At 69.0% G+C, this 16,359-nt stretch carries 17 protein-coding genes; 13 read left to right on the top strand and 4 right to left on the bottom strand.

What is annotated here, in order from left to right; all coding sequences use genetic code 11:
- From murD to AWC02_RS10150, 11 genes are all read left to right on the top strand, one after another.
- A complete protein-coding gene (gene murD, locus AWC02_RS10200) occupies positions 1–1,491 on the top strand; it encodes a UDP-N-acetylmuramoyl-L-alanine--D-glutamate ligase (protein ID WP_237160415.1) in 1,491 nt (496 codons plus the stop codon).
- A gap of 5 nt (positions 1,492–1,496) precedes the next feature.
- Positions 1,497–3,005 carry a putative lipid II flippase FtsW gene (ftsW, locus tag AWC02_RS10195; protein WP_419179234.1) on the top strand — a complete coding sequence of 503 codons (1,509 nt, stop codon included), beginning with the start codon at positions 1,497–1,499 and terminating at the stop codon, positions 3,003–3,005.
- 3 nt (positions 3,006–3,008) lie between these two features.
- Positions 3,009–4,166, top strand: coding sequence for an undecaprenyldiphospho-muramoylpentapeptide beta-N-acetylglucosaminyltransferase (gene murG / locus AWC02_RS10190; protein WP_085128665.1), 1,158 nt, complete (start codon positions 3,009–3,011; stop codon positions 4,164–4,166).
- The gene (murC, locus tag AWC02_RS10185; protein WP_085128664.1) at positions 4,156–5,634 is read left to right on the top strand and encodes a UDP-N-acetylmuramate--L-alanine ligase; all 1,479 of its coding nucleotides are present in this window, start codon (positions 4,156–4,158) and stop codon (positions 5,632–5,634) included. The genes murG and murC overlap by 11 nt, the downstream gene beginning before the upstream one ends.
- 209 nt (positions 5,635–5,843) lie before the next feature.
- Positions 5,844–6,659 (top strand): cell division protein FtsQ/DivIB, encoded by an 816-nt coding sequence (locus AWC02_RS10180; RefSeq protein ID WP_237160417.1) that lies wholly within the window; start codon positions 5,844–5,846, stop codon positions 6,657–6,659.
- A 227-nt stretch (positions 6,660–6,886) separates the two neighbouring features.
- A complete protein-coding gene (gene ftsZ / locus AWC02_RS10175; RefSeq protein WP_085128663.1) occupies positions 6,887–8,050 on the top strand; it encodes a cell division protein FtsZ in 1,164 nt (387 codons plus the stop codon).
- A 45-nt stretch (positions 8,051–8,095) separates the two neighbouring features.
- On the top strand, positions 8,096–8,803 hold the full coding sequence (pgeF, locus tag AWC02_RS10170) for a peptidoglycan editing factor PgeF (protein ID WP_085128662.1): 708 nt from the start codon (positions 8,096–8,098) through the stop codon (positions 8,801–8,803).
- Positions 8,804–8,958: 155 nt separating this feature from the next.
- The gene (locus AWC02_RS10165) at positions 8,959–9,618 is read left to right on the top strand and encodes a cell division protein SepF (RefSeq protein ID WP_085128661.1); all 660 of its coding nucleotides are present in this window, start codon (positions 8,959–8,961) and stop codon (positions 9,616–9,618) included.
- Between the two features lie 70 nt (positions 9,619–9,688).
- Complete coding sequence (locus tag AWC02_RS10160; RefSeq protein WP_046321695.1) at positions 9,689–9,979, top strand: YggT family protein; 291 nt, start codon at positions 9,689–9,691, stop codon at positions 9,977–9,979.
- Between the two features lie 374 nt (positions 9,980–10,353).
- Positions 10,354–11,163, top strand: a complete 810-nt coding sequence (gene wag31 / locus AWC02_RS10155) for a DivIVA-like cell division protein Wag31 (RefSeq protein ID WP_085128660.1) — start codon at positions 10,354–10,356, stop codon at positions 11,161–11,163.
- 69 nt (positions 11,164–11,232) lie between these two features.
- Positions 11,233–11,574 (top strand): hypothetical protein, encoded by a 342-nt coding sequence (locus AWC02_RS10150; protein WP_085128659.1) that lies wholly within the window; start codon positions 11,233–11,235, stop codon positions 11,572–11,574.
- Here AWC02_RS10150 and AWC02_RS10145 read toward each other — a convergent pair.
- Genes AWC02_RS10145 through AWC02_RS10130 form a run of 4 tightly spaced genes read right to left on the bottom strand, consistent with a single transcriptional unit; the run spans position 11,571 to position 14,977 of the window.
- A complete protein-coding gene (locus AWC02_RS10145; protein ID WP_085128658.1) occupies positions 11,571–12,281 on the bottom strand; it encodes a phosphoribosyltransferase in 711 nt (236 codons plus the stop codon). The two genes, AWC02_RS10150 and AWC02_RS10145, sit on opposite strands and share 4 nt — an antisense overlap.
- Positions 12,282–12,323: 42 nt before the next feature.
- The gene (locus AWC02_RS10140; protein WP_085128657.1) at positions 12,324–13,079 is read right to left on the bottom strand and encodes an SDR family NAD(P)-dependent oxidoreductase; all 756 of its coding nucleotides are present in this window, start codon (positions 13,077–13,079) and stop codon (positions 12,324–12,326) included.
- A gap of 42 nt (positions 13,080–13,121) precedes the next feature.
- Positions 13,122–13,586 carry a hypothetical protein gene (locus tag AWC02_RS10135; RefSeq protein WP_085128656.1) on the bottom strand — a complete coding sequence of 155 codons (465 nt, stop codon included), beginning with the start codon at positions 13,584–13,586 and terminating at the stop codon, positions 13,122–13,124.
- The gene (locus AWC02_RS10130) at positions 13,583–14,977 is read right to left on the bottom strand and encodes an aromatic ring-hydroxylating oxygenase subunit alpha (protein WP_085128681.1); all 1,395 of its coding nucleotides are present in this window, start codon (positions 14,975–14,977) and stop codon (positions 13,583–13,585) included. The genes AWC02_RS10135 and AWC02_RS10130 overlap by 4 nt, the downstream gene beginning before the upstream one ends.
- A 146-nt stretch (positions 14,978–15,123) precedes the next feature.
- Here AWC02_RS10130 and AWC02_RS10125 point away from each other — a divergent pair, with 146 nt between their 5' ends.
- Together AWC02_RS10125 and AWC02_RS10120 are read left to right on the top strand one after the other, a co-directional pair.
- Positions 15,124–15,576, top strand: coding sequence for a hypothetical protein (locus AWC02_RS10125; protein ID WP_085128655.1), 453 nt, complete (start codon positions 15,124–15,126; stop codon positions 15,574–15,576).
- A complete protein-coding gene (locus AWC02_RS10120; protein WP_085128654.1) occupies positions 15,569–16,168 on the top strand; it encodes a TetR/AcrR family transcriptional regulator in 600 nt (199 codons plus the stop codon). Before AWC02_RS10125 ends, AWC02_RS10120 begins: the two co-directional genes overlap by 8 nt.
- Positions 16,169–16,359 lie beyond the last annotated feature (191 nt).

Here is a 16,359-nt window from a genome sequence, read left to right as displayed (position 1 = left end):
GTGTCACCCGAACCGGGCCCGGACGGGCTGAGCGTGCTGTCTCCGGGCGCGCGGGTGCTGGTCGCCGGGGCCGGGGTGACCGGCCGGGCAGTCCTGACCGCGTTGGCGCCGTTGGGTCTGGACCTGACCCTGTGCGACGACAGCGTCGCCGCGCTGGGCGACCACCAGGTCGACGGTTGCAGCCCGGCGGCGGCTGCGGCGCAGATCGGCGACTACGCGCTGGTGGTCACCAGCCCCGGATTCGACCCGGCCACCCCGCTGCTGGCCGCCGCCGCGGCAGCCGGGGTGCCGCTCTGGGGGGACGTGGAACTGGCGTGGCGCCTGGATGCCGCCGGCCGGTACGGTCCGCCGCGGCGCTGGCTGGTGGTCACGGGCACCAACGGCAAAACCACCACCACCTCGATGCTGTACGCCATGCTGACTGCCGCGGGCCTGCCGGCTCAGTTGTGCGGCAACATCGGCAAGCCGGTCCTGGATGTCTTGTCGTCGGCACCCGAGCGCGCGGGTGAGGTGCTGGCTGTCGAGCTGTCCAGTTTCCAGCTGCACTGGGCCCCGTCGGTGCGTCCAGAGGCCGGTGTGGTGCTCAACATCGCCGAGGACCACCTGGACTGGCACGGCAGCATGGCCGCCTACACCGCCGCCAAGGCGCGTGCGCTGAGCGGGCGGGTGGCGGTGGCCGGTATGGACGACGCCCGTGCCGCAGCCCTGCTCCAGACCTCGGAGGCCCCGGTCAAGGTGGGCTTCCGGCTCGGCGAACCCGTATCCGGCGAGCTCGGGGTCGTCGACGGCATGCTGGTCGACCGGGCCTTCGCCGACGGGGACGTGGCGCTGGCGCCGGTGGCGACGCTGCCGGTGCCCGGGCCGGTGGGGATTCTCGATGCGCTGGCGGCTGCGGCGCTGGCGCGCAGTGTCGGCGTGCCGCCGCAGGCGATCGCCGAGGCGCTGGCGTCCTTCCAGGTCGGCCGGCATCGCGCCGAACTCGTGGTCGTCGACGGCGGTGTTCGCTACGTCGACGACTCCAAGGCCACCAATCCGCACGCGGCAGAGGCGTCGGTGCTGGCCCATCCCCGGGTGGTCTGGGTCGCCGGCGGGCTGCTCAAGGGCGCCGCGATCGAGCCGACGGTCGCCCGGATCGCCGATCGCCTGGCCGGGGCCGTGCTGATCGGCCGGGATCGCGCCGAGGTTGCCAAGGCGTTATCACGACACGCACCGGATGTCCCGGTCGTCCACGTTGTGACAGGCGAGGATGGTGGTATGGCTGATACTGCTGTGTCTCCAGTTACTCGTGTGGTTCAAGTGGCAGATGGGTCCCAGGAGTCGCTGGGCTCCCGGGTGATGACAGCGGTGGTGGCCGCCGCCCGCGGCCTGGCCAGCCCCGGCGACACGGTGCTGCTGGCACCGGCGGGGGCATCCTTCGACCAGTTCGCCGGCTACGGCGCCCGGGGCGACGCCTTCGCGGCCGCCGCCCGCGCAGCGGCGGGATCGGTGTGATCGGGCTGCTGGCCCGGCTGCGGCGCGGCGCCGGGCCCGCAGACGCAGCTTCCACAGACGCGGCGACCGAACAGAGCGCGCCGGCAGAGCCCCGCACCCGCTTCGGCGCCTGGCTGGGCCGGCCCATGACGTCGTTTCACCTGATCGTGGCCATTGCCGCGCTGCTGACCACCCTCGGGCTGATCATGGTGCTGTCGGCCTCGGGGGTGGAGTCCTACGGCAACGACGGGTCGGCGTGGCTGATCTTCGCCAAGCAGGTGCTGTGGACGGTGATCGGGCTTTTCGGCTGCTACGTGGCGTTGCGCATGCCGGTCCGCTTCATGCGCCGCATGGCGTTTCCCGGCTTCGCCTTCACCATCGTGCTGCTGGTGCTGGTGCTGATCCCGGGCATCGGGACGCTGTCCAACGGCTCTCGCGGCTGGTTCGTCATCGCCGGCTTCTCGATGCAGCCCTCTGAGCTGGCCAAGATCGCCTTCGCCATCTGGGGCGCACACCTGCTGGCCAGCCGCCGCATGGAGCGCGCGACGCTGCGCGAAATGCTGGTTCCGCTGGTGCCGGCCGCGGTGGTGGCGCTGGTGCTCATCGTCGCCCAGCCCGACCTGGGGCAGACGGTCTCGCTGGGCATCATCCTGCTGGCGCTGCTGTGGTACGCAGGTCTGCCGCTGAAGGTGTTCACCAGCTCGCTGTTGTCCGTGGTGTCCGCCGCAGTGATCCTGGCTCTCTCGGAGGGCTACCGCTCCGACCGGGTGCGGTCCTGGCTCGACCCCGACGCGGACCCGCAGAACGCCGGCTACCAGGCGCGCCAGGCCAAGTTCGCGCTGGCCAACGGCGGTATTTTCGGCGACGGCCTGGGCCAGGGCACCGCGAAGTGGAATTACCTGCCCAACGCCCACAACGACTTCATCTTCGCCATCATCGGCGAGGAACTCGGCTTCATCGGCGGGTTCGGGCTGCTGGCGCTGTTCGGGCTGTTCGCCTACACCGGCATGCGGATCGCCAAACGCTCCGCCGATCCCTTCCTGCGGCTGTTGACCGCCGCCACCACCATGTGGGTGATCGGTCAGTCGTTCATCAACGTCGGCTACGTGATCGGCCTGCTGCCCGTCACCGGGATCCAGCTGCCGCTGATTTCCGCGGGCGGAACCTCCACGGCGACAACCCTGTTCATGATCGGCATCATGGCCAATGCGGCGCGCCACGAACCGGAGGCGGTGGCCGCGCTGCGCGCCGGCCAGGACGATCGGATGAACCGGATACTGCGCCTGCCGCTGCCGGAGCCGTACTCGCCGACCCGCATCGAGGCCCTGCGCGACCGGCTGCGGTCACGCCCGCAGCAACCGGCCCGGCCGCGGGCGGCGGCACGGACGTCGGCTCGCCAGCGTCCCGCCCCGCAGGCGCAGGCCCGGGCGGCGAGCCGGGGCACTCGGCGCACAGGGCAAAATGGAGGCGGCCGGCGTCACGCCGGGCCGCGTCCGACCGGCGGACGCGCACGAGCATTGGAAGGTCAGCGATAGGCGGTGAACGACTCGGTCAGCAAGCCGGACCGCGGCGCCCCGTTATCGGTGGTCCTGGCCGGCGGCGGCACCGCCGGCCACGTCGAGCCCGCGATGGCCGTCGCCGACGCGCTGCGCGCCCTGGATCCCGACGTCCGGATCACCGCGCTGGGCACCGCCCGCGGTCTGGAGACCCGGCTGGTGCCCGCTCGCGGCTACGACCTGCAGCTGATCACCCCGGTGCCGCTGCCTCGCAAACTCAACGCAGACCTGGCCCGGCTGCCGCTGCGGGTGCTGCGTGCCGTGCGGGAGACCCGGGCGGTGCTGCGTGCTGTGGGGGCCGATGTGGTGATCGGTTTCGGCGGCTATGTGGCGCTGCCGGCCTACCTGGCCGCCCGCGGCCGGGGCGCCAAGCGGGTGCCGGTGGTGATCCATGAGGCCAACGCCCGCGCCGGCCTGGCCAACCGGGTCGGGGCCCGCGGCGCGCAGCGCGTGCTGTCGGCGGTCGCCGACTGCGGGCTGGCCCACTGCGAGGTGGTCGGGGTTCCGGTGCGCCCGGCGATCACCACCTTGGACCGGGCCGGGTTGCGCGCGGCGGCCCGCGCCGAGTTCGGCTTCGCCGAAGACGCCAAGGTGCTGCTGGTATTCGGCGGCTCGCAGGGCGCCCGCTCGATCAACCAGGCAGTGGCAGGCGCGGCCAAACATCTGGCTGCTGAGGGCATTTCGGTGCTGCACGCGCACGGGCCGAAGAACACCCTGGACCTGCCGGAGCCCGCACCGGGCGACCCGCCCTACGTCGCGGTGCCCTATCTGGACCGGATGGACCTGGCCTATGCCGCCGCCGACCTGGCCATCTGCCGTTCCGGGGCGATGACGGTCGCCGAAGTCTCGGCGGTCGGTCTGCCCGCCCTCTATGTGCCGCTGCCGATCGGCAACGGCGAACAGCGTCTCAACGCCCTCCCGGTGGTCGATGCCGGCGGCGGGATGCTGGTCGACGACGCCGAGCTGACCCCGGAGTTCGTGGCCGACACCGTCGCCGCCCTGCTCACCGACGACGCGCGGCTGGCCGCGATGACCAGCGCCGCGGTTCTGGCCGGGCACCCCGAGGCGGCGCAGCGGGTGGCCTCCTCGGCGCTCGAGGTCGCTGAGGCCCGGCGGTCGGGGAGTCGGCGTGGGCGCTGAGCAGCTGCCTGCGGAACTGAGCCGCGTGCACATGGTCGGTATCGGGGGAGCGGGCATGTCCGGCATCGCTCGGATCCTGCTGGACCGCGGGGGACTCGTCTCGGGCTCGGATGCCAAGGAGTCCCGCGGACTTCATGCGCTGCGCGCCCGTGGCGCCCAGGTGCGGATCGGTCACGATGCGTCGGCGCTAGATCTGCTGCCCGGCGGGGTGACCGCGGTGGTCACCACCCACGCGGCCATTCCCAAGACCAATCCCGAACTGGTCGAAGCCCGCCGCCGGGGCATTCCGGTGGTGCTGCGTCCGGCGGTGCTGGCAAAGCTGATGGCCGGGCGCACCACCCTGATGGTCACCGGCACCCACGGCAAGACCACGACGACGTCCATGCTGGTGGTGGCGTTGCAGCGCTGCGGGCTGGATCCGTCGTTCGCGGTGGGCGGCGAATTGGGTTCGGCCGGTTCGGAAGCCGGAACCAACGCCCACCACGGCAGCGGACCGCTGTTCGTGGCCGAGGCCGACGAGAGCGACGGCTCGCTGCTGGAGTACGCGCCCAACGTCGCGGTGGTCACCAATATCGAGGCCGATCACCTGGACTTCTTCGGCAGCGCGCAGGCCTACACCGAGGTGTTCGACGCCTTCGTCGAGCGGATCGCGCCGGGCGGGGCGGCGGTGGTGTGCGTCGATGACCCCGGCGCCGCCGAGTTGGCTGATCGCACTGCGGCGCAGGGCATCCGGGTGCTGCGGTACGGCAGCCACGGCACGGGCTCGGTGCCGCTCGACGGTACGTTGCTGAGCTGGGAGCAGCAGGGCACCGGTGCGCTCGCCGAGGTCGAGCTGGCCGGGACCGGGCAGCGCGCGACGATGCGGCTGTCGGTGCCCGGCCGCCACATGGCCCTCAACGCGCTGGGCGCCCTGCTGGCCGCGGTGGAGGTCGGCGCACCGCTGGACGGGGTGCTCGATGGCCTGGCCGGGTTCGACGGGGTGCGCCGCCGGTTCGAGCTGGTGGGTTCTGCCGGGACCGTCGGTGCGGTGCGGGTCTTCGACGACTACGCGCACCATCCCACCGAGATCGCCGCGACGCTGACCGCGGTGCGGGCGCTGCTCGATGAGCAGGGTTTTGGGCGCAGCCTGGTGGTGTTCCAACCGCATCTGTACTCGCGTACCAAGGAGTTCGCCACCGAGTTCGGCCAGTCGCTGGACGGCGCGGACGAGGTGTTCGTCCTCGACGTCTACGGGGCGCGCGAGACGCCGCTGCCCGGGGTGAGTGGGGCCACCGTCGCCGAACACGTCGGCGTCGACGTGCATTACCTGCCGGACTTCTCGGCGGTGCCGCAGGCGGTCGCGGCGGCGGCCGGTCCCGGTGACGTCATCCTCACCATGGGCGCCGGTGATGTGACCATGCTGGGCCCCGAGATCGTGACCGCGCTGCGGGCGCGGGCCGACCAGACCCCGCCGCCGGGTGTGGCGTGAGCGTGCCGCCCGAGACGCCGGACGTGCCCCCCGACGAGCCGGACGAGCAGGGGATCGCGCCGCCCGCCGACGGACACGCCGGCGAGGCCGCCCAGGGCGAGCCCGCCCAGGACGACCCCGCCCAGGGTGAGACCGCCCAGGACAACCCCGCCCAGGATGATCCCGCCCCGGGCGATCAGGAGGCCGACGGTGCCGAGGAACCCGACGAGGTGGAGGGCCCGCGGCGCCGGGCCCGGCGGGAACGCGCGGAGCGCCGTGCCGCCCAGGCGCGCGCCGAGGCGATCGAACAGGCCCGCCGGGAGGCCAAACGGCGTGCCCGCGCCGGTTCCGCCGAACCCGCCAAAGGCCTGCCCCGCGGCACCATCCGGGGCCTGAAGATGGTGCTGGCGGCCCTGCTGACCGCGGTGCTGGTGGTCGGGCTCGGCCTCATCCTGTATTTCACGCCGCTGATGTCGGTGCGCGAGATCGAGATCACCGGCATCACCGCGGTGACCCGCGAGGAAGTGCTGGACATGGCCCGCGTGCGCCCCGGTACGCCGCTGCTGCAGGTTGACACCGGCCGGGTGGCGGATCGGGTTGCGACCATCCGGCGGGTGGCAAGCACGCGGGTGCAGCGGCAGTACCCGTCGGTGCTGGGGATCTCGGTGGTCGAACGAGTTGCGGTGGTGTACAAGGACTTTCCGGACGGCCCGCATCTGTTCGACCGGGACGGGGTGGATTTCGCGACGGCGCCCCCGCCGACGATGCTGCCGTTTTTCGACGTGGACAACCCCGGCCCGGCCGATCCGTCGACGCTGGCCGCCTTGCAGGTGATGACCTCGCTGGCGCCCGAGGTGGCCGGCCAGATCAGCCGGGTTGCCGCCCCGTCGGTGGCCTCGATCACGCTGACGCTCGGCGATGGCCGGGTGGTGGTCTGGGGCAATACCGACCGCACCGCGGAGAAGGCACAGAAACTCGCGGCGCTGCTGACCCAGCCCGGGCAGACCTATGACGTGTCCAGCCCGGATCTGCCCACTGTGCGCTAGTTCGGTCAGGGAAAACTCATGACCGGCCAGGAAAATTCGCAGGGTGTGTCTCGGCGCGTCGGCACGGACGGGAGTCGCGGCGGCCCTACTGTGGCGATTGCGCGAAACAACTTGACATAACTCTAAGCCTATGGTTGAGGTTGAGGGTTTGGAATGTCGGATCGGGGAGTTTCGCGCCAAGCCCGGCCCAGAGAGGAATCCAATCCCACCAGGGAGGAAGACGAACGATGACCCCACCGCACAACTATCTGGCCGTCATCAAAGTCGTGGGTATCGGTGGTGGCGGCGTCAACGCCGTCAACCGGATGATCGAGCAGGGCCTCAAGGGCGTTGAGTTCATCGCGATCAACACCGACGCACAGGCATTGTTGATGAGCGACGCCGACGTCAAGCTCGACGTCGGCCGAGACTCCACCCGCGGCCTCGGTGCCGGCGCCGACCCCGAAGTGGGCCGCCGTGCCGCCGAAGACGCCAAAGACGAGATCGAGGAGCTGCTGCGCGGCGCCGACATGGTGTTCGTCACCGCCGGCGAAGGCGGCGGCACGGGCACCGGCGGCGCACCGGTGGTGGCGACCATCGCCCGCAAGCTGGGCGCGCTGACCGTCGGCGTGGTGACCCGCCCGTTCTCCTTCGAGGGCAAGCGGCGCTCCAATCAGGCCGAGAACGGCATCACCGCGCTGCGGGAGAGCTGCGACACCCTGATCGTGATCCCCAACGACCGGCTGCTGCAGATGGGCGACGCCCAGGTCTCGCTGATGGACGCGTTCCGCAGCGCCGACGAGGTGCTGCTCAACGGTGTCCAGGGCATCACCGACCTGATCACCACGCCCGGTCTGATCAACGTGGACTTCGCCGACGTCAAGGGCATCATGAGCGGTGCGGGCACCGCCCTGATGGGCATCGGCTCGGCCCGCGGCGACGGCCGTGCGCTCAAGGCCGCCGAGATCGCGATCAACTCGCCGCTGCTGGAAGCTTCGATGGAGGGCGCCCAGGGCGTGCTGATGTCGGTCGCCGGCGGCAGCGACCTGGGACTGTTCGAGATCAACGAGGCGGCGTCGCTGGTGCAGGACGCCGCGCACCCCGAGGCCAACATCATCTTCGGCACCGTGATCGACGACTCGCTCGGCGACGAGGTGCGGGTGACGGTGATCGCCGCAGGCTTCGACTCGGCGGGCTCCGGCCGCAAGCCGGTGACCGGCAACCCCAGTCAGGCCCGGCACGCGATGGCGCCGGGGCAGGCCGGCAAGGTCACCTCGTCGTTGTTCGACCCGGTCGACGCCGTCAGCGTGCCGGCCCCCACCAACGGGGCCACGGTCAGCGTCGGCGGGCGCAACGGTGACGACGGGTGCGACGACGACGACGTCGACGTCCCGCCGTTCATGCGGCACTGAGCCGATGACCGCTCGTCCGCGGCACCCGCGGGGTACTCCCCGGACATGAGTTTTCGTGTCCGCCGGGTGACGACTACCCGCTCCGGCGGTGTGTCGGCGGCCCCGTTCGACAGCTTCAACCTGGGCGATCACGTCGGCGATGACCCGGCGGCGGTGGCCAGGAACCGGGCGCGACTGGCCAAGGCCACCGGTTTGGGCCCGGATCGACTGGTGTGGATGCACCAGATCCATAGCGATCATGTGGTGCGCGTCGACGGGCCGCGCCCGGCTCCGGTCGAGGCGACCGATGCGCTGGTCACCACCGTGCCCCGCCTGGCGATGGTGGTGGTGACCGCGGACTGTGTCCCGGTGCTGCTGGCCGATGCGCGCGCGGGTGTGGTGGCCGCGGTGCACGCCGGCCGGGTCGGCGCGCAGCGCGGTGTGGTGGTTCGCGCGGTGGAGGAGATGCTGGCGGCCGGCGCGAGCGCCGGCGACATCTCGGTTTTGCTGGGGCCCGCGGTCAGCGGGTTGCACTATGAGGTGCCCGCAGCGATGGCCGATGAGGTCGAGGAAGCGCTGCCGGGCAGTCGAACGGTCACGTCGGCGGGCACTGTCGGGCTGGACTTGCGAGCTGGGATCGCCCGCCAGCTACGGGGATTGGGCATCGAGGCCATCGACGCCGACCCGCGCTGCACGGCAGCCGATCCCAAGCTGTTCAGTCACCGCCGCGACGGTCTCACCGGTCGGCTGGCGTCGTTGGTGTGGCTGGAATGAGTTCGCGCTAGATGTCGCTGGAGGGGGCGGGTGAAACCGGTGGGAACTGTCCGCGTGTCGGTACAGCGCCAACGCGCTCGCTGCCGTTACCGTCACCGTTATTAGTCACTTCAGTCACACCTTCATCACAGTCATCAGCCTAGAAGGGTCCAAGGATGAGCACACTCCACAAGGTCAAGGCCTACTTCGGGATGGCTCCGATGGAGGACTACGACGACGACTACTACGACGACGGTGACCACCGCATCGGTTCGCGCGACTACGCGCCGCGGGGGGAGCGGTTCGGCGAGGACGTTTTCGACCGGGTCGCCGGGCGTTCGGAGACCCGCTATGACGACCGTTTCGAGGACCGTGACTACGACGACGCCCCGGCCGGCTACCGGGGCGGGTACGACGACGAGCCGCGCTACCGCGGGCGTGAATTCGACCGCCCCCGTGACTTCGAGCGCCGGTTCGCCTCGCTGCGTGGCTCGACCCGCGGCGCCCTGGCCATGGAGCCGCGCCGGATGGCCCAGATGTTCGACGAGAGCAGCCCGCTGTCGAAGATCACCACGCTGCGGCCCAAGGACTACAGCGAAGCTCGCACCATCGGCGAGCGGTTCCGCGACGGTACCCCGGTCATCATGGACCTGGTGTCGATGGATAACGCCGACGCCAAGCGGCTGGTCGACTTCGCAGCAGGTCTGGCCTTCGCCCTGCGCGGCTCCTTCGACAAGGTGGCGACCAAGGTGTTTCTGCTGTCGCCGGCCGATGTCGACGTAACGCCGGAGGAGCGTCGCCGCATCGCCGAGACCGGCTTCTACGCGTATCGGTAGGCTGGAACGGCAGTCGAGCCGGTCAGCAATGCTGATGCGGGCCCACCCTCGTCAGTAAGGTCGCATTCCGTTGGCGCTGTTCTTCACGATTCTCGGTATCGCGCTATTTGTATTCTGGCTGTTGCTGATCGCCCGAATCGTCATCGAGTTCATCCGCTCGTTCAGCCGTGATTGGCACCCGCGGGGAACCACGGTGGTGATCCTGGAGCTGATCATGAGCATCACCGATCCGCCGGTGAAGCTGCTGCGACGCCTCATTCCGCAGCTGACCATCGGGGCGGTGCGTATCGACCTGTCGATCATGGTGCTGCTGCTGATCACCTTCGTCGGCATGGAGCTGGCCCTGCAGCACGCCGCCTGACCGGGGCGGCATCGCATATCGGCGCTCGACACGCCGAGGCCGGCAGGTAGCGAAATAGATCACATTCACCCGCATCGGGGTCTTTTGCGGTGCGCGGGTGCCGGCGGCTCGTGCGCTGTTCGCCCCCGCTGTGATCAGCCGGGGCGCGCGGTCTCAGCCTTAGCGGCCGGATCGCCGCTGGCCGATCGGTGCCGCTTTGCTGCCGTGCGGTATCTGCGTCCGCAATTTGAAATTCGCTCTTAATATCATTCACATTGCCGAGCGCAGCGGCAGATGTGACAGGATGGACGGCAGTTACACACGGCGAGCGTTTCCCGGTCGACCTAACCATGCCCGATCGGCGCTACCTACTACCTGACTCGAGGGGGCAGACGATGCCACTAACACCGGCCGACGTACATAACGTCGCGTTCAGCAAACCGCCTATCGGCAAGCGTGGGTACAACGAGGACGAGGTCGACGCCTTCCTCGATCTGGTGGAGGCCGAACTGACTCGGCTCATCGAGGAGAACGCCGACCTGCGTCAGCGGGTCAGCGAGCTCGACCAGGACCTGGCGGCGGCCCGCGCCGGTGGTGGCGCGCAGCAGCCGATCCCCTCGATCCCGGCCTACGAGCCCCCTCCCGAGCCGGTGGCAGCACCCCAGCCGGTGGTCGCCGCGTCGGCGGCTGCCGAGACCGCCCCCGAAGAGCTGCACCTCAAGGCAGCGCGCGTGCTCAGCCTGGCCCAGGACACCGCGGACCGGTTGACCAGCACCGCCCGGGCCGAGTCGGAGAAGTTGATGGCCGACGCCCGCGCCAACGCCGACCAGATCCTCAACGAGGCCCGCCAGACCGCCGAGACCACGGTCGCCGAGGCCCGCCAGCGCGCGGACGCGCTGCTGGCGGACGCCCAGACGCGGTCGGAGACGCAGCTGCGCCAGGCCCAGGAGAAGGCCGACGCGCTGCAGGCCGACGCCGAGCGTAAGCACTCCGAGATCATGGGCACCATCAACCAGCAGCGCACCGTCCTGGAGGGTCGCCTCGAGCAGCTGCGCACCTTCGAGCGCGAGTACCGCACCCGGCTCAAGACCTACCTGGAGTCTCAGCTTGAGGAGCTGGGGCAGCGCGGCTCGGCGGCGCCGGTCGACAGCAGTGCCTCCGGTGACGGCGGCGGCTTCAACAACTTCAGCCGCGGCGCCAACTGACCACCGGCCCGAGGTGGCCGCACGCGCGGCGGATTCGAATAGTTCGCCCGTCGGACTGGAGGTGATTCGATGCTGGTCATCGCGTTGGTATTGGCGGTAATCGGCCTTGCGGCATTGGTGTTCGCGGTCGTCACCAGCAATGCGCTGGTCGCGTGGGTCTGTATCGGTGCCAGCCTGCTGGGTGTGCTGCTGCTGATCGTGGATGCGCTGCGGGAGCGGCGCGCACACACCGTGGCCGCTGAGACACCCACCGACGCCGACGATGCCGGGGCCCCAACCGATGAAGGCGCAGATGACGCCGTCGACGAGGCGCGCCCCGAGGCGGCACCCGAGTCAGACGATGTGGCGGACTTCGACGCCGAGGCCACCGATGACACCGCCGAGGACCCGGCCCCGCATCGAGTGGACTAACCCGCTGTTCGGGTAGTCGGCGTGGCCAGCAGGTCGCGGACCTCGTCGTCGCTGACCTGGTGAAAGTCGCGGTAGGCCTGGCCCACCGCGTCGAAATCCTCCGGTGTGCTCACGCATACCACGTCGTCGGCCTCCTGGGCGATCTTGCGGCACGCCGCGCGGGCGGCCACCGGCACGCCCACCACGATCGACGCCGGTTCGGCAGCCTGAATCGCCCGCACCGCCGCCAGCACACTGGCGCCGGTCGCGATGCCGTCGTCGACCACGATCACCATGCGGCCCCGGAGCTCCGCCGGTGGGCGGTTCCCGCGGTAGGCGCGTTCGCGCCGCTGCAGTTCGCTGCGCTCGCGCTCGATCACCGCCTGCAGCACCTCCGCGCTGATGCCGAGGCTGCGAATCACCCGCTCGTTGATCACCACCCGCCCGCCGGCCAGGGCGCCCATCGCCAGTTCGGGCTGCCGCGGCACACCGAGCTTGCGGACCACGAACACGTCCAGCGGTGCCCCCAGCGCCGCGGCGACCTCCCAGGCCACCGGCACACCGCCGCGGGCCAGTCCCAGCACCACCACCCGGTGGGCGCCCGCTGCGCCGGGCAGGCGTTCGGACAGATACTGCGTCAGCAGCTCGGCCAGCGCGCGCCCGGCGTCACGGCGGTCGGCGAAGGTGCATGGTGCCGGCCGGCGACTGAACGCGCGCGGACGAGTCATCTCCCCATCGAGCCTACGACGTTGCGTCGGTGAGGGCTCGGGTCATGTCCGCCGTCCGCCGTTGACGCCGATGATCTGTCCTGTCACATAGGACGACTCGTCCTGGCAGAGGAAGATCGCAGCATTGGCGATATCTTCGGGGCGCCCGGCGCGGCGAACCGGGGTGATCTTCGCGAAATGCTCGAGTGATGCGGTGAATCGTCCCTCGTCGATCGCCTTTTCCAGCATCGGGGTCACCACCATGCCCGGTGGAATGGTGTTGACGGTGATGCCTTTCGGGCCGAGTTCGAGTGCCAGCGCCTTGGTGAATCCGATGACGCCCGCTTTCGAACTGACGTAGGCGGCCATCCGGGATTGGCCGCCTTGGGCGCTCGATGAGGAGATGTTGACGATTCGTCCCCACGCAGCGCTGAGCATGTCGGGCAGCACTTCCTGGGTGCAGATGAAGGGGCCCCGCAGGTTGACGGCCATCACCTGATCCCACTGCTCATCGGTGATCTCGGTGAACTTGCCGAACTGCTCGACACCGGCGTTGTTGACCAGGATCAGCACCGGACCGAGTTCTGCCCGTACCTGTTCGACGGCGGCCCTTACTTGGTTGCGATCGGAGACGTCGACGGCGTAGCCGTTGACCGTTGCGCCCTGATTCCGCATCCGGGCGACCTCGCTGGCGAGCTGGTCTGTCGCGAGATCGAAGATGGCGACCTTGGTGCCACGCTCGGCAAGGGCTTCGGTGATCGCCAGGCCCAGGCCCTGGGCGCCCCCGGTGACGATCGCGGTGGTGTTGTCGAATGGCATGGCGCCACTACTCCTAGGAGACCTCGTGCACCCGTTTTGCTGTCACTGCGAATCCGAGTCGGGCTCGAAGCTGGGCAACATTGACGGGTCCGGCAGCTGCATCTGCAGGTAGACGGCGATGTGCCGAATCTTGTTGTCGGCAGTGAACTCATACACCGATGCGGTGTTGACGTCGGTGTGGAAATCTCCGACCTCGCTGTGTTCCTCGAGCTCCAGGAACACCACATTCGCCGCCTCGGTGATGCGTTTGACGGAGCAGTCCCACTGCGAGGACTTGGCCCAGCCGGTTAGAAATTCGGTGTACTGGGCCCAGTCCATCTCCTCCTTGAACGGGCCGATCCGGACGAACTCGTCGGTGGCGATCAACTGGGCCAACGGATCCCAGCTGTCGACCGAGAATCCCGGCTGCTTGGCGCTGTCCACCAGCGCTTTGAGCGTCTTGCTGTACTGCAACACCGCCAGCGAGCGTCCGGTGGACGTCGCGATGGCCTCATCGACCGTGGTCATGCCGTCACCTCGCTGGCAACCTGCGGGGCATCGGTTGCCTGGGCCATGTGGCGGTCCACCACCGAATGGAAGTGCGCGATCACGACCTCCTCCTTGACCAGCGACATGTGGCTGAGCCGGGTGTTGCGCAAGCCCTTCTGCTGGCGGGGCATCTGCTCGTAGTCCTGTTGGAGCGCCTCGAAGTACTTGTAGCTGCCCGGCGTATCCACCACGATCGCCTCGGCTCGCACCGCGTCGCGGAACTCCTCGGGCAGGTACATGTAGCTGGCCACATGCCAGATGCACCGGTTCGGATCGCCGTCGAGGTGAGGGGCCGACATGATGACGTGGCACTCGCCGGCGCGGACGGTCATGAAGTAGTTGGGGAACAGCACCCAGCCCTGGTTGTCGACCATCTGGTCGTCGGTCAGGGCGCTGACGTCAAGGCCCATGCCCGTCAGTACGTCGCGAGTGGCTTGTTGCAAGAGGATGCGAGCGGTGACGCCGTCGGGAAAGGTGACCTTGCCATCTGCTGCCTGGTAGGGCGCGAGGAGTTCCTGGAATCGCGGGATCACCGCGGCGGTGCCGGGGAACGTCTCCGGCAGCGACAGCATCCCTTCGATCTGGTCTTGGACGGCGGCGCCCGCCACTTCGAACGGAGCCACTGCGACACAGTGGTTTTCGAAGAACCGGTACCGCGCGGTCAGCGGGTTGATGTGCAGTACCTGGAGCAGCTGCGGATGGATGCCGTTGATGTGGTAGCCCTCCTCGAAGGCATCCATGACGACTTTCCAGTTGCACTCGATGGTTTCGGTGACGTCCATGACCGTGGTGAACTGATCGATGTTGTAGGGCTCGATCAACTCGATGACGTCATCGCCGAGATACTCACGCAGCGGCGTGGCCTCGGGGTTCGGGTTGAGGAAGATGAAGCCGGCAAAGGTGTCGACCGACACCGCCAACAGCGAGTTCTGCGTCTTGTCGATCGGGCCGGCCAGGCTCTCGCGCAGCAGTCCCTTGAGCTTGCCTTCCAGGTCGTAGGACCAGAGGTGGTACTGGCAGAGGAATCCGCGCTTGGCGTTGCCGGTTTCCGCCGTGCACAACGCGTTACCGCGGTGCCGGCAGGCATTGACGAAACCGCGAAGGGCGCCGTCCTTTCCGCGGACGACGATGAACGATTGATCGAAGATCCGATACGTCTTCCAGTCGCCTGGCTTCGGCAGCTCGTCGACGCGGCCCACGATCTGCCAGGACCGCATCCAGATCGCTTCCCGCTCACGAGCTGCGTACTGCGGACAGGTGTACCGATCGGTGGAGATGGTCATGTTGAACGTGCCGGGCGGGATGTCGTCGAGTCCAAGGCCCAAGCCTGAAGCCGGGTCGAGCCATTCTCCGGAGCGTGTCGCTGGCATCAAGGGAGTCCTCCTCAGCTGGACGGGGCGGCTGCCCGTCGGCGGCTGTGACGTGACTCACCATACAGCAGTGAATCGGCGATACAAGTGTGTATTAAAGTGGTGGGCGTCACATACCCGGATTGGGAGCGTCATGGAGGTCGCAGATGGGCTATCGGCTCGACGTGGTCGCCGGAAGCGTTGTCGACGCCCTGCAGCAGGCGGGGGGTTTGATGTGTGACCGAAGCATGGCCGGATGGACTGTCACCGTGCGCACGGACGACATTTCGCACCGCCAGGCGCTGCTGATTCTCGGCGCCGAAATTCGGGCGTTCGAACAACCCGCAGCGGCGAGTGAGACCAGCCAAACCGTTGTCGCACAGGCCGATCGACCACCGGAGGAGGCGGCCCGCGTTGGGCTGCAGCCCGTCAAACACCGGCTGAGCTCGGCGGCACGGGCGTTCAAGGCGCACGCGCTGCGCGCCGCCGGGCTCGACAGCTGTGTGGAGGCCTCGGAGACACTCTGGGTGAGCGACGACCCGGATCCGGACCGTGTGCTCGGCCGGCATCTGAGGTGCCTTGCCGTAGACAACTTGGTGGGAGAATGCCCCGGTGGCTGAACGTTGGACCAGGGAGCGCCGGGCCGAGCATCTTCGCCAGCTGTTGCTCGATGCGGCCGAGGAGGTCTTCGCCCGCAAGGGCCTGACCGGCGCGGCGCTTGAGGAGATCGCTGACGCCGCGGGGTTCACCCGCGGCGCCATCTACTCGCAGTTCGGCGCGAAGGAGAAGCTGTTCCTCGCGGTCGTCGATCGTCAGCGCCAGAGATTTCTCGACGGTTTCACCGAAGTGATGATGTCGTTCCACCAGCTCGACGACGTGGATATCGACGAACTCGCCGATCGGTGGCGGCAACTGAGCAGCGCACCCGATCGCGCGGCGCTGGGATACGAACTCACCCTGTATCTGCTGCGTAACCCCGGGGCGCGGGAGGCGGTGGCCGCCCAACGCCTGGAAACGATCCGCGCACTCGGAGAGTTCATCAGCAACAACGTGGCACGCATCGGCGGGGTCCTCACCATCGACGCCGACACGCTGGCCCGGGTGATCCTGGCCGCCAACGACGGCATCACGCTCGACAGCCACATCGACGGTCAAGACCTTTACCGCCCCTACCTGCAGCTGGTCATCTCCAGCATCCATACCCCGGAGTAGGCGGGTGCCGCGAGCATCCGCGCCGAAAGCGATTGAGCGGTAGGCCATCTCGATGGATCGGCTGATATTGACGATACCGTTGGCGAACGACCCTGGGTCGGTCGTGTCGCACACTGCCTGGGTTCAACTGGTCCTTGCAACACCGGGTTATTGGAGTGAGCGTAGCTGCTCTTCGAACACCTCGGCAGGTG

It is taken from the genome of Mycolicibacter engbaekii, from assembly GCF_002101585.1.
Classification (GTDB): Bacteria; Actinomycetota; Actinomycetes; order Mycobacteriales; family Mycobacteriaceae; genus Mycobacterium; species Mycobacterium engbaekii.
The sequence above is the reverse complement of the archived record's forward strand: the minus strand, read 5'-3'. Positions and strand labels throughout refer to the sequence as shown.

What these genes read in the sequence shown, in the direction of transcription:
- AWC02_RS10140 (WP_085128657.1), bottom strand. Translation starts at nt 13,079, where the DNA reads ATGCCATTCGACAACACCACCGCGATCGTCACCGGGGGCGCCCAGGGC.
- wag31 (WP_085128660.1), top strand. Translation starts at nt 10,354, where the DNA reads ATGCCACTAACACCGGCCGACGTACATAACGTCGCGTTCAGCAAACCG.
- AWC02_RS10145 (WP_085128658.1), bottom strand. Translation starts at nt 12,281, where the DNA reads ATGACTCGTCCGCGCGCGTTCAGTCGCCGGCCGGCACCATGCACCTTC.
- ftsZ (WP_085128663.1), top strand. Translation starts at nt 6,887, where the DNA reads ATGACCCCACCGCACAACTATCTGGCCGTCATCAAAGTCGTGGGTATC.
- pgeF (WP_085128662.1), top strand. Translation starts at nt 8,096, where the DNA reads ATGAGTTTTCGTGTCCGCCGGGTGACGACTACCCGCTCCGGCGGTGTG.
- AWC02_RS10130 (WP_085128681.1), bottom strand. Translation starts at nt 14,977, where the DNA reads ATGCCAGCGACACGCTCCGGAGAATGGCTCGACCCGGCTTCAGGCTTG.
- AWC02_RS10165 (WP_085128661.1), top strand. Translation starts at nt 8,959, where the DNA reads ATGAGCACACTCCACAAGGTCAAGGCCTACTTCGGGATGGCTCCGATG.
- AWC02_RS10150 (WP_085128659.1), top strand. Translation starts at nt 11,233, where the DNA reads ATGCTGGTCATCGCGTTGGTATTGGCGGTAATCGGCCTTGCGGCATTG.
- AWC02_RS10125 (WP_085128655.1), top strand. Translation starts at nt 15,124, where the DNA reads ATGGGCTATCGGCTCGACGTGGTCGCCGGAAGCGTTGTCGACGCCCTG.
- AWC02_RS10135 (WP_085128656.1), bottom strand. Translation starts at nt 13,586, where the DNA reads ATGACCACGGTCGATGAGGCCATCGCGACGTCCACCGGACGCTCGCTG.